The 12,523-nt window shown below is 53.5% G+C and carries 11 protein-coding genes; 10 read left to right on the top strand and 1 reads right to left on the bottom strand.

Annotation, left to right across the window (positions count from 1 at the left end; all coding sequences use genetic code 11):
* Positions 1-8 precede the first annotated feature (8 nt).
* From iolD to sigK, 10 genes are all read left to right on the top strand, one after another.
* Entirely contained in the window at positions 9-1,886 is a 1,878-nt protein-coding gene (gene iolD / locus LBW89_RS11530) for a 3D-(3,5/4)-trihydroxycyclohexane-1,2-dione acylhydrolase (decyclizing) (RefSeq protein ID WP_148451359.1), read from the top strand.
* A gap of 28 nt (positions 1,887-1,914) precedes the next feature.
* A complete protein-coding gene (iolE, locus tag LBW89_RS11535; protein WP_148451360.1) occupies positions 1,915-2,811 on the top strand; it encodes a myo-inosose-2 dehydratase in 897 nt (298 codons plus the stop codon).
* A 38-nt stretch (positions 2,812-2,849) separates the two neighbouring features.
* Positions 2,850-3,887 carry an inositol 2-dehydrogenase gene (gene iolG, locus LBW89_RS11540; protein ID WP_148451361.1) on the top strand — a complete coding sequence of 346 codons (1,038 nt, stop codon included), beginning with the start codon at positions 2,850-2,852 and terminating at the stop codon, positions 3,885-3,887.
* Between the two features lie 13 nt (positions 3,888-3,900).
* Entirely contained in the window at positions 3,901-4,713 is an 813-nt protein-coding gene (iolB, locus tag LBW89_RS11545; protein ID WP_148451362.1) for a 5-deoxy-glucuronate isomerase, read from the top strand.
* Positions 4,714-4,960: 247 nt separating this feature from the next.
* The gene (locus LBW89_RS11550) at positions 4,961-5,326 is read left to right on the top strand and encodes a hypothetical protein (protein ID WP_148451363.1); all 366 of its coding nucleotides are present in this window, start codon (positions 4,961-4,963) and stop codon (positions 5,324-5,326) included.
* Between the two features lie 233 nt (positions 5,327-5,559).
* Positions 5,560-6,288: an ATP-grasp domain-containing protein gene (locus tag LBW89_RS11555; RefSeq protein ID WP_148451364.1), complete on the top strand. Its 729-nt coding sequence runs from the start codon at positions 5,560-5,562 to the stop codon at positions 6,286-6,288.
* A gap of 169 nt (positions 6,289-6,457) precedes the next feature.
* A complete protein-coding gene (locus tag LBW89_RS11560; protein WP_225039198.1) occupies positions 6,458-9,766 on the top strand; it encodes a DEAD/DEAH box helicase in 3,309 nt (1,102 codons plus the stop codon).
* A 118-nt stretch (positions 9,767-9,884) separates the two neighbouring features.
* On the top strand, positions 9,885-10,151 hold the full coding sequence (locus LBW89_RS11565) for a hypothetical protein (protein ID WP_225039199.1): 267 nt from the start codon (positions 9,885-9,887) through the stop codon (positions 10,149-10,151).
* A 283-nt stretch (positions 10,152-10,434) separates the two neighbouring features.
* Positions 10,435-11,013, top strand: coding sequence for an alpha/beta hydrolase family protein (locus LBW89_RS11570; RefSeq protein ID WP_148451366.1), 579 nt, complete (start codon positions 10,435-10,437; stop codon positions 11,011-11,013).
* Between the two features lie 221 nt (positions 11,014-11,234).
* Positions 11,235-11,933: an RNA polymerase sporulation sigma factor SigK gene (gene sigK, locus LBW89_RS11575; protein ID WP_148451367.1), complete on the top strand. Its 699-nt coding sequence runs from the start codon at positions 11,235-11,237 to the stop codon at positions 11,931-11,933.
* 84 nt (positions 11,934-12,017) lie between these two features.
* Here sigK and LBW89_RS11580 read toward each other — a convergent pair whose 3' ends face one another.
* Positions 12,018-12,419, bottom strand: a complete 402-nt coding sequence (locus tag LBW89_RS11580) for a VOC family protein (RefSeq protein ID WP_148451368.1) — start codon at positions 12,417-12,419, stop codon at positions 12,018-12,020.
* Positions 12,420-12,523: the final 104 nt, after the last annotated feature.

Below are 12,523 nucleotides of genomic sequence, written 5' to 3' on the forward strand. Positions count from 1 at the left end.
GGAGCGCGATGTCTGAGCAAACGGGAACGCTGCGCTTGACGATGGCTCAAGCCTTGCTGAAGTTTATGGAGAACCAGTACCTTGAGGCGGACGGGGAGGAAATTCCTTTTTTTAAAGGCGTGATGGGCATCTTCGGCCACGGCAATGTGACCGGTTTGGGCGAAGCCCTGGAGCAGGGAAAAGGACGGCTTGTCTTCATCCAGGGGAAAAACGAGCAGGGGATGGTGCATGCCGCCGCCGCTTTTGCCAAACAGACCAACCGGCGGCAGATCTTTGCCTGTACCGCATCCATCGGGCCGGGATCGCTGAATATGGTGACGGCCGCGGCGGCGGCCACCGTCAACCGGATTCCGGTCCTGCTTCTGCCCGGAGACCATTTCGCCTGCCGCCAGCCGGATCCGGTGCTTCAGCAAATGGAGGTGGGCAGCGATTACACCGTCTCCGCGACGGACGCCTTCAAGCCGGTCAGCCGCTATTGGGACCGGATTACCCGGCCCGAGCAGCTGATGGCGGCCGCCCTCCAGGCTATGCGGGTGCTGACGGACCCGGCGGAGACCGGAGCGGTGACGCTGGCGCTGCCCCAGGATGTGCAGGCGGAAGCGTACGACTATCCGGCTTCCTTCTTCGCGAAGCGGGTGCACGCGCCGGACCGCCGGCCTCCCGCGGCCGCCAGCCTGAAGCGGGCCGCCGAGAGGGTCGCGGCCGCCCGCCGCCCGCTGATCATCGCCGGCGGCGGCGTTCACTATGCGGGGGCGATTCGGGAGCTGACCGATTTTGCCGAAGCTTTCGGCATCCCCGTCGGGGAAACGCAGGCCGGCAAAAGCGCCATGAGCTGGCGCCATCCTTTAAGCGTCGGCGGCATCGGCGTGCTCGGCACCAAGGCGGCCAATGTGCTCGCCCGGGATGCGGATCTGATCATCGGCGTCGGCACCCGGTATTCCGATTTTACCACCGCGTCCAAATGGCTGTTCCGCCATCCGCAGGTGTCTTTTTTAAACCTGAATGTTCAGGGGGCCGACGGGATCAAGATGGACGGCTTGCCCTTGATCGCCGATGCGAAGGAAAGTCTGCCCGCGCTTAAGGCGGTTCTTTCCGCCATGTCGTATCGAAGCGGCTATGACCCCGATGAGCTGGCGAGGCTTAAAGCGGAGTGGGACGCGGAGGTGGACCGGCTCTATGCGGACGAAGCGGAGGGCGGCTTGTCGCAGACCCGGGCGCTCGGCATCATCAATCAGACGATCGATCCGGAAGCGGTCATCGTAAACGCGGCGGGCAGTTTGCCGGGAGATCTGCAGCGGCTGTGGCGCTCCGTCCACCCGAAAACCTACCATATGGAATACGGCTTTTCGACCATGGGATACGAGGTGAGCGGCGCGTTCGGCGTCGCCTTGACGGAGCCCGGCCGGGACGTTTATGCCCTGGTGGGTGACGGCAGTTATTTGATGCTGCATTCGGAAATGATCACGAGCCTGCAGGAGCGGCGGAAGATCACCATCCTGCTTTTTGACAACCATGGATATCAATGCATTCACAACCTGCAGCGGGAAAACGGCAGCGGCGGTTTCGGCAACGAATTCCGCTACCGCAGCCCGGAAACGGGAAGCTTGAGCGGGGATTATCTGACCTTCGATTTCGCGACCCATGCCCGGAGTCTGGGCGTGAAGGCCTACAGCGCGACAACGGCGGAGGAACTGGAAGCCGCGCTGAAGCTCGCCAAGGAAGAGGAGGCCACCACGCTGATCGCGATTTCCGTTCTGCCGGGAACCCATACCGGGGGATACGAGTCCTGGTGGCGGGTCGGCGTGCCGGAGCATTCCTCCTCGAACGAGGTCAACGCGGCACATCGGCGGATGCTGCAAAGAACCGGAGAAGCCCGGCCTTTCTAAAATTCGATCGTAAAGGAGCAGGTTATCCATGGAAAAATGGAGCTTTAAGCTGGGCGCCCATCCCATCAACTGGGTAGGCGAAGATGTCGAAGAGCATGGCGCGGATACTTCCTATGAACAAATTCTGGACGACATGCAGGCTCTGGGGTTGAAGGGAACGGAAATGGGCCGCAAGTATCCCCGGGACCCGGCGGTGCTTCGCCGGGAACTGGATTCACGCGGCATTCAGCTCGTGTCCCAATGGAAATCGGTGCGGTTCTCCGATCCGTCCCGGCGAGCGGCGGAGCTGGAAGCTTACCGGCGGCATGCGGATTTTCTGGCCGGCTTCGGCAGCAAGGTGATCAGCACCTGCGAGACGGGAGGTTCTTTTTTTGCCGATGCTTTAGGAGCAGGGGGCGCGGGCGGGGCTCCGCCGCGGGGCCTGGACGACGAGGGCTGGAAGCATCTGGCCGAGGGGCTGAACGAAGCGGGGAGAATCGCTCAAAGCTTCGGTCTCAAGCTGGCCTATCATCATCATGCCGGCACCGCGGTGGAACGGCCTCATGAAATCGAAAGGTTGATGGAGACGACCGATCCGAATCTGGTCTATCTGCTGTTTGATACCGGCCATGCTTTGTACGGCGGGGCCGATCCGCTTGAATTGTTGCGCACCCATTCCGATCGCGTGGCTTACGTTCACTTGAAGGATGTCCGTCCCGGGGTGCTTGCGGCCGCCCGGGAAGAAGGCTGCGATTTTATCACCTGCATTCGCCGGGGCGTCTTTACCGTCCCGGGGGACGGGTGCATCGATTTCGCCCCGATTGTCCGGGAACTGGAGAGTCGCGGTTATCAAGGCTGGGCGATGCTGGAGGGAGAGCAGGATCCGGCAGCGCACCCTCCTTATGAATACGCCAAACGGTCGATGGAATATCTGTATTCCCTTTGAACCGAGGGGGAGAAGAGAACGGGAACGGAGGAATCAGGATGGGGAAGACGGTAAAAGTGGGGATTATCGGAGCCGGCCGGATCGGCAAAATCCATGCGGAACATTTACTGCGGCTGGATGACGCGGAGGTGGCGGCGATCAGCGATCCGTTAGCCGGCGGGGAACTGGAAGCCTGGGCCGCCAAGCGGGGAATCCGGCGAATTACGACCGACAGCGGGGAGGTGATCGGGGATCCGGAGATCGATGCCGTGTTCATTTGCTCGCCGACGAATACCCATGTGCCGCTGACCTTGGCGGCTGCCGCCGCGGGGAAGCATATTTTTTGCGAGAAGCCGGTCAGCATGGATTTGCAGCGGACCCAGGAGGCGTTGGAAGCGGTGCGGCGCGCCGGAGTCATGATGCAAATCGGGTTTAACCGCCGGTTTGACCATAATTTCAAACGGGTCCGCGAGCTGGTGCGGGAAGGCCGGATCGGCGAACCGCAGATCATCAAAATCACCTCGCGCGACCCTTCTCCGCCCGCTGCGGATTATATCCGGCGTTCGGGAGGGCTGTTCATGGACATGGCGATCCATGACTTCGATATGGCGCGTTTCCTGGCGGGCAGCGAAGTCGAGGAGGTTTACGCCAAAGGCGCGGTATTGGTGGACCCGGTGTTTGCCGAATACGGCGATGTGGACACGGCGATCACGACGCTGCGGTTCAAAAACGGGGCAATCGGAGTGATCGACAACAGCCGCCGCGCCGTGTACGGGTATGACCAACGCGTGGAGGTTTTTGGATCAGGCGGAAGCGTCACGGCGGACAATGATTTTCCGAACTCCGTGGTGATCAGCCATGGAGAAGGCGTTGTCCGCGAGAAGCCCCTTTACTTTTTTCTGGAGCGATATAAGGAGGCTTTCTTGGAGGAGATTCGGGGGTTTATAGATAGCATCCGTACGGGGAGCCCGGTGGAGGTCGACGGTTTTGACGGGCTTCAGGCCGAACGGATCGCCCATGCCGCCAAACGCTCGGCCCGGCTCGGTCGTCCGGTGCTGCTCAACGAACTGGAACCGGCGGGAAAACAACATCCATAGCGGAGGTGGAAGCATGTCGCAATATTTGATCTCGGCTGCTCGGGAGCCGGATAAATCCGGACGCATTCTGTCCGTGACGCCGGAATCGGCACAATGGAAGTATGTGGGTTTCGAAGTGTACCGGCTGCGGCCCGGCCAGACCCTGAGTCAGGAAACCGGGGACCAGGAAGCTTGCATCGTCCTTCTCAGCGGTAAAGCGGACGTGAGTGCCGGGGATGAAGGGTGGACGGGAATCGGGCGGCGGATGAGTGTGTTCGAGAAAACTCCTCCTTACTCCGTCTACGTTCCTTCCGGCACCCGTTTTACCGTCGGCGCGTCGACCGAGCTGGAACTGGCGATATGCCGGGCGCCCGGCCGGGGGACGCTGTCGCCCCGGTTGATTGCGCCCGAAGCGGTGGGCGTGGAGCACCGGGGCAGCGGCAGTATGGGCCGGCTGGTTCATAACATCCTGCCGGAGCAGGAGCCGGCCGACAGTCTGCTCGTTGTCGAAGTGTTCACCCCCGGCGGACACTGGTCCAGCTACCCGCCCCACAAGCATGACCGTGACGATCTCCCGGAAGAATCGCTGCTCGAGGAAACCTATTATTTCCGGGTCGTCCCCGAGCAGGGATTTGCTGTGCAGCGGATTTACACGGAGGACCTGTCGATCGACGAAACGCTGACGGTTCGGGACGCGCAAACGGTATTGGTACCGAAGGGCTATCATCCCGTTTCCGCGCCGCCCGGCTACGAAGTCTACTATCTTAACGTTATGGCGGGCCCGCACCGGACCTGGAAGTTTTTCAACGATCCGGGGCATGCCTGGCTGATGGAGCGGAAAGGTTGAATATTTTATTTTCCCCTGTCTGGTAGTTTGCGAGAAATATTTACACAGCGTGCCCGCCCTTACGGCGGGCTTTGTTGTTGCTGTGTTGCTGCTGCTCCCGCTCCCGCTGTTACCAATGTTACCAATATTACCATTGTTGCTATGCCTGCTCATGCCGCCTGCCGATGGAACTCCACTGTTATGCTATACTTTGAATAAACGGGGGTTGCCTGCTTTTGACAAGACTGTGGGTTAGGTGGTGCCTAATTTGTACGCTTTGCTGCCAGCCGGTTTATTGATCGTCTATCTGGTCTGCTTGCATACCGTATTTTCAAAGAAAATAACACGCCGGCACCAAGGAAAGCACGAATACGGGATGGGCGTTTTGTTTGTATTGGTCATGAATTGGATCTATACCTTCTTAAATGCAGTACCCTTCGGATTTTTTGCGTTTTCCGCGATTTTCGGGAAGCCCCCTATGATTCTGGCGGGAAGTCTGCTGTTCCTTGTCCTGACATTGTGTCAGCACGCCCTGGCAACCTACTATAAAACATACGCGGGATACGTGGTTTGGGCGTACCTGTTGTTTTTGGGCGGAGTGGGGTGCTACATTTTATCTCTTTATGCGGCGTGACAGGATAAATAACGGGAATTTTTCCCGCTAAATTGGTGGCTAGGTGGTTGGGAAGGCAAAATAGCTGGAAAACCTCCCGCTATTTTACCCGAAAGTGCGTAAATCGGCGATTGCGCCGTAAAATAGCTGGAACTTTTCCAGCTAAATCGGATTTAAAGGGCAAAGGCGAAAATTTAACATGAGTTTTTCCCGTTAATACGTACCAATAAAATATGAAGCAGGTGGGACGCTCCATGAAAGTATACCTGAAAAAAGGCGCAGATCATGAATTTGCGAATCACAATTTTTATGCCGCGTATGACGGATTTAAGCAGATGGGTTTCGAATTGCGTTATTTTCAAGATGTAAGTGAATTGTCCGATCATCAAAAGGAAGACATCGTGGTTGGTTATGTCGATGACGTCAGATCCATGCTCCGTAAATACGATATTACCGCACCCGAGATGGATTACCCAGAAGAGCTAACGGGCTATTTAGGCCGAAAAGTGTGGAAATCAAAGCTGAGTACGATTGCTAATCATCCGGAAAATTGGAACGTATTCGTTAAACCGGTCGAAGATAAGAAATTTACCGGGGTTGTGGTCAGAAGCACAAGGGATCTAGTCGGAAGCGGGTCTTATGGTGAGGATCCCGAAGTATGGTGCTCGGAAGTCGTCAAATTCCAAGCGGAGTGGAGATGCTTCGTGAGGTATGGACAGATTTTGGATGCTCGCAGGTACAGAGGAGACTGGAGACTACATTTTGATTCTCAAATCCTACATAACATGGTTACCCAGTTCCGGTCGGCCCCGAGCGGATATGCGGTCGATATCGGATTGACGGAACAAGGGGAGACCTTGCTGATTGAAGTGAATGACGGGTATGCGCTCGGACATTACGGCTTGTTAAGCCTGGACTATGCGAAGTTGCTGGCGGCAAGATGGGCGGAATTAACGAGTACAGCGGATGAATGTGATTTTTGATCTTGAATGAAGGAGGGCAATCAAATATGCGGCAAGAAACCGTTAGGGTTCGTCATGCCAGAGGGAGAGGGGCGGCAGATGATATGATAAGGCATTGATTTGCTAGATTTTATAAAGAGTTATTGTTACAATGCGATTAAATTTACACTTTGAAGAGTGGTGTCCCTAATTGTCAATTCAACTTCCAATCGATGAGATCAAGGCTATGTGCGGTACGACGAGCTATCAGAGAGGGGTGGAATATTACCGTGCAGGACGCGTCGTGAATTTTCAATGTAATGAAGACGAAGGGTATTATTCCGCACGCGTAAAAGGCTCCGGCTCAAAATTATACGATGTTTCTGTTTATGTGGAGGAAGATGAAGTAATTGAGGCGGATTGCAACTGTCCGGCTTTTTTGAGTTCCTACTATTACTGCAAACACGTTGGCGCTTTGCTTCTGGCTATGAAAGATGCGAACGAAGCCGCTTCTTCCCATCCCGATCCATGGATGCAGAGAATGAGCCATTTTCTTGACTCCACTGCCTCGGGCCACAATTCGAAATCGAGCGCAATTGCTGTAATGGAGATGATCTCCCTTTTTAAAAATAACCTACAGCCATCAAGAGAAGTCTATCCATCGGCACCTATCAAGTCTAAGGATGATTTGCAGCTCGAATATTTCCTCAAGTTGACAAACTCTTATCAGGGAGGTCAACTGTTTCTGGAAATGAAAGTGGGGGTCAAGAGACTTTATGTGGTCCAAAAAATAAAGCAGTTTCTCAAGGCTGTGGAACTGGGCCAATCGATGGTTTTCACCAAACTGTTCAGTTATGACCCGGAAATCCATCGGATCTCGGAGCGGGAGAAGGCTGTGCTGAACGAGTTGATTGAAATCATGAACATCGAGGAATTTTATCGCAGTTCAGCCCCTTATTACATTAGTGATGGAGCGAATGCAAGAGCCGTTGCCATCTCTCCCCAGACATGGGCCCGACTTGCTCCGATGCTGGAACAGGTGAATTGCTTGATCCAGCCAGGTATGGCAAACCCGGTGAAGTTTCATCTGCTGTCCGGCCCGCTTCCGCTTGAATATAAGCTGGACCAGCAGGCCAAAGGTAAAGATTACATGATGAGGATCAGCAATTTAAACGATCTGATCCTTTTGCCAGCCTATGAAATTGCAGGATATCAAGGGGCTGTGTATAAGCTGGAAGCCAATGAAGTCCGATTGCTCTCTATGCTGAAAAGTACGTTGAATAAATACTTATCTGACAATACGCTACACATCCCCGTCGAACAGATCGCTCCCTTCGTGCAAACCGTCGTTCCCGGATTGCGCAAAATAGGCAACCTATCAATCGGAACTGACATCTCCGGGCGGATTGTTGAACCGAAGTTGTACCCGAAGCTGTATCTGGATATTCAGGATGAAGTACTGACCGCGCGTCTGGAGCTTGACTATGAGGGGACAATCATTGTCCCGGATCTGAAGGACAGCGTGCCGACCGGACAAGCTCTTGCAGAAAACACGGATCAGATTCTGATGAGGGACATCCAGGCGGAGCAGCGGCTGATCGGCATGCTGGATCAGTCCCCGCTCAAGCGGTCGGACAACAGCTGGTCCGCCGAAGGTGCGGATGTAATTTATGAAATGTTGTTCTATGTTCTGCCGCGACTGGAGGACGAGATGGAGATTTATTTGTCCTCGGCCGTCAAGTCGATGTTCACGGACCGGAAGAGCCGCCCGAGAATCAAGGCCGACCTTGGCAGCAATCTGGATTGGCTCGAAATTTCGTTCGAGCTGGACGGAGTCGATGAGAAGGAATTGCGCCGGATTATGCGGAGTATCGTGGAGAAGAAGAAATATTACCGGCTGAGCAGCGGCGCCTTTCTGTCCCTGGAGGAGGAAGAGTATGCCAGCTTCGGCCAAATGGCCGACCAGCTGGGTCTCGGCAAAACCGATCTGCGCGGCAACAAGATCAAGGTTCCGGCGGTTCGGGCTTTGCAATTGCCTGACCGCGGCGAATTGAACAAAAGCGTGAGCTGGGGCAAGGCTTTGCGCAAATTCCTCAACGATGTCCGCGACCCGGAACGGATGGAGTTCGAGGTGCCGGAGGAGCTCGGGAACGTGCTCCGCGACTATCAGGTACAGGGATTCCAGTGGCTGAAAATGCTGGCGCATTACCGCTTCGGCGGCATTTTGGCGGATGATATGGGACTGGGCAAAACGCTGCAGAGTATCGCCTATATTGTTTCCGAACGCCAAGAGGCTGCCGGGAAAGAACGGACTCAGACACTGATCGTGGCACCTTCCTCGCTGACCTATAATTGGGAGAATGAATTTGCCCGATTTGCTCCGGATTTACGTGTTCTGGTCGTAGCAGGGCTGAAGGCGGAGCGGAATGAGCTTCTGAAAGATATCGATGAAGCCGACGTTATCGTCACTTCCTATCCCTTGCTGCGAAGAGATATTGAGGTTTATCGGGATCGGACGTTTGCCAGCCTGATTCTGGATGAAGCACAGGCGATCAAAAATGCTGGCTCCCAGACGGCGCAAGCGGTCAAAGAACTCCAGGCGACCCGGAAATTTGCTTTGACGGGGACGCCGATTGAAAATTCGATGGATGAACTGTGGTCCATTTTTGATGCGGTATTTCCCGGTCTGTTTCCGAGTCAACCGTCTTTTCGCCAGCTGTCTTCCGAGCGGGTTTCGCGGATGGTGCGTCCGTTTATTTTGCGCCGGATGAAAAAAGATGTGCTGACCGAGCTGCCCGACAAGATTGAAACCGTGCAGCGTCCGGAATTGACGCCGGAGCAGAAGAAACTGTACGCGGCCTATCTGGCCAAGCTTCAGGAAGATACGGCCAAGGATTTGGCCGAGGAAGGCTTCCAGAAAAGCCGCATGAAAATTTTGGCCGGGATTACACGGCTGCGCCAGCTGTGCTGCCACCCCGCCTTGTTTGTCGAGGGCTATACGGGAGATTCCGGCAAGATGCAGCATTTGGAAGAAACCATCGGGGAATGCCTGTCTTCTGGAAAAAGGCTGCTTGTTTTCTCGCAATTTTCCAGCATGCTGCAACTGATTCGCGCAAGGCTGGAAGCGGCGGGCAGGAAGTTGTTTTATCTGGATGGACAGACCCCTGCGGCCGATCGGGTTGATATATGCCGGCGGTTTAATGAGGGGGAGGGAGACATTTTTCTCATTTCGCTGAAAGCGGGTGGAACCGGACTCAACCTCACCGGGGCGGATACGGTAATCCTGTATGATTTGTGGTGGAATCCGGCTGTGGAGGAACAAGCGATCGGCCGGGCACACCGGATGGGACAGAAGCATGTGGTGCAAGTCATTCGTCTCGTTACCGAAGGTACCATCGAAGAGAAGATGCTTGAGCTCCAAAAGCGCAAAAAAGATCTGATTGAGGAAGTTATCGAATCCAACAACAATACGGCGGGCACCCTGACGGAAGAGGATATCCGGGAACTGCTGATGGTGTAGGAAGACCGGAGACAAATGGACATCGATTCTCTTGCGAACGCCGGAGAATACCCCGTATGTCGCTACTCACGAATCGGGGCTCCATCACAACTATTATTTCGGGCGGAATGAGGCGGATTTGACGCCTTGGTTGGAGTTCTTTATTGATGGTTTGGCAGAGGTTTTTCAGGAAGCCGCGGCGATCGTAACGGAGAAATCTGTCCAAATGACGAAGATTGAACCCGATCTGATTCGTAGGTTAGATCCGCAACAAAGAATGGTGTTCGCCCAATTATCCTTTAAACAAGACACCCTGACGACAAGCGAGATGAGGGATCTTTCTTCGTTTGTCGGATCGTTCAATAAGAGAAAAGATAAGCCATTGGCGGGAAATGGGATTCATTGAGCCTCGCGATCAAGATGCCAAAAGAGTTCGTTCGATCAAGTTATCCGCGGAATACGAGAAGTTGGCACAAGATATCCGGAATGCGCCGGATAAGTTCGCCCATTTTCTTAAATGAATGGAGCACTGCGATCTCAACCTGAGATGCCGTAGTGTTTTTTTGCGGGAAAGGGAGGATTTTTTTTAGAAGTTAAAACTATGTACCCGAATTCTATTGAATCTACTGATATGAGAAGGATATGATAAATTGGTATATTCCGGTTGTGCGAGAAACAGAGCATTTCTTTTGATTCTCGTTATAATTATATGGATTGCAGCCACGTTATCCAGCTGTAAAGCAACTGATCCACCAGAGAGCGATATAGAGATTATCTCTAAAGAACTAATAGAAGTGCCTGGTCAAAATCCGAATATTGATATATACAAGTTATTTTATAAGAGTGATAACATCAAAGTCCTAACATATATGACGGTTCCCAAGGATGTAAATTTACGCTGGTTAGATGAGCATCCGGACGTAAATTCACCTGAAATTGTAGCGGAGAACAGGGAGACGGCAGGTTATGTAAGATATGGCTTAATTAATGTCAATCCCGAATCGAAAGGGGATTATTCGATACTGGATCGAGTTCCCGATATTCAGGCACCGGTGCTTCTGTTGCAAGGGACTGCCGATGAAAGTCTCATTTGGCAAACCGTTCAAGATTTTGCAGATGAAATGGAAGAAGCGGGTAAGACCGTGAAACTCGTTTTATACCCGGATGGTCGGCATGGGTTAGCGGACAAGTATCAAGACCAGAGGAACCAAGAAGTGATGCAATGGCTTCATAAGTATGGCGTACCCCAATCATTTGTCATGCAGTAGGAGTCCTGTTCGATTTGCTGGCTATTGTCTATCCAAATTATGCGTTTTAGAAAGGTTCGTGCTTGCCTAAAATACTGATGGAATACGCATCGGAAGATACGGAAGGGTCGATTTCTTTTCCCCGTACAGGCACGGTTGGGCCCCTGCCCACATACAATGAAATGATCCCACATGGAGATGGGTTGTTTTATTGTCATGAGATTCAGCAGGAGGTGTCTTCTTTGCCCGGATTGTTTACTGCCATAGCCTTATTTATCAAACAGCTGACTCTGCTTGTGTCGTACGTGAAAAATAATGCGTTCCCCCAGCCCCTCACAGAGGAAGAAGAGACGAGGCATCTGCAGCGGATGGCCGAAGGCGACGCGGTTTCCCGCAATTTGCTGATCGAGCATAACCTGCGGTTGGTGGCGCACATCGTCAAAAAATTCGATAACACCGGCGAGGACCTGGAGGATCTCATCTCCATCGGAACGATCGGGCTCATTAAGGCGATCGAAAGCTTTCGGCCGAATAAGGGCACGAAGCTGGCCACGTTCGCGGCCCGTTGTATCGAAAATGAAATCCTGATGCATTTGCGCAGCTTGAAGAAAACCCGCAAGGACGTGTCGCTGCACGATCCGATCGGAACGGATAAGGAAGGGAACGAAATCACGCTGATTGATATCCTGGGCACGGAGGCCGACGATGTCGTGGACCGGGTTCAGCTTAAAATGGAGAAAAGCAAGATTTACCGCAACCTTGACATTTTGGATGAACGCGAGCAGGAAGTGATCAAGGGACGGTTCGGCCTGGAGCATGGGGGCGAGGAGCGGACGCAGCGCGAAATTGCCAAGGAGCTCGGCATCAGCCGGAGTTATGTGTCACGGATTGAGAAAAGAGCGCTCATGAAGCTGTATCATGAGTTCTATAAGAAGAAATAGCAAGGGAAGTTGAGTTTCACGCTATAGGCACAATCGGATGGAAAGCAAAGGCGATGGAGAGATCCATCGCCTTTGCTTTCCATATTAGCGTTTCGGCATTTTGCTCTCATCCATGTACAGCAGGTTCCAGCGATGACCGTCCAGGTCGGCGAATCCTGCGCCATACATCCAGCCGTCCGTTTCACTCGGCTTGCCAAAAATACTTCCTCCGGCAAACTCAACTTTTCGGATAAAATCATCTACTTCTTCTCTGCTTCCGGCCCCAATGGAAAATATGACCTCCGCGCTATGGGAAGTATCTGCGGTTTTTGAACCTGTAAATTTCTCAAACGTTTCATCCGGGAACAGCAGAATCGTGGTTTGGCCTATGACCAGCTGGGCTCTCTCGCTTCCAACGCTCACCGCATGAAATCCGATTTCATTGAAAAATGCGGTTGACCTCACAACATCTTTGACCGGCAGGTTAATCCAGATTTCCTGTGACATGGCGGCAGCCTCCTGGAATGTATTTTCAACTACTCCTACTATAACTTACTTCCGGCAGCAGAAGCGAGCGAATCTTAAAATTGACAGCCCAGGCTTCCATTTGC

It is taken from the genome of Paenibacillus sp. alder61 (assembly GCF_020179875.1).
In the GTDB taxonomy this organism is placed as follows: Bacteria; Bacillota; Bacilli; order Paenibacillales; family Paenibacillaceae; genus Fontibacillus; species Fontibacillus faecis.

What these genes read in the sequence shown, in the direction of transcription:
- iolD (WP_148451359.1), top strand. Translation starts at nt 9, where the DNA reads ATGTCTGAGCAAACGGGAACGCTGCGCTTGACGATGGCTCAAGCCTTG.
- iolE (WP_148451360.1), top strand. Translation starts at nt 1,915, where the DNA reads ATGGAAAAATGGAGCTTTAAGCTGGGCGCCCATCCCATCAACTGGGTA.
- iolG (WP_148451361.1), top strand. Translation starts at nt 2,850, where the DNA reads ATGGGGAAGACGGTAAAAGTGGGGATTATCGGAGCCGGCCGGATCGGC.
- iolB (WP_148451362.1), top strand. Translation starts at nt 3,901, where the DNA reads ATGTCGCAATATTTGATCTCGGCTGCTCGGGAGCCGGATAAATCCGGA.
- LBW89_RS11555 (WP_148451364.1), top strand. Translation starts at nt 5,560, where the DNA reads ATGAAAGTATACCTGAAAAAAGGCGCAGATCATGAATTTGCGAATCAC.
- LBW89_RS11580 (WP_148451368.1), bottom strand. Translation starts at nt 12,419, where the DNA reads ATGTCACAGGAAATCTGGATTAACCTGCCGGTCAAAGATGTTGTGAGG.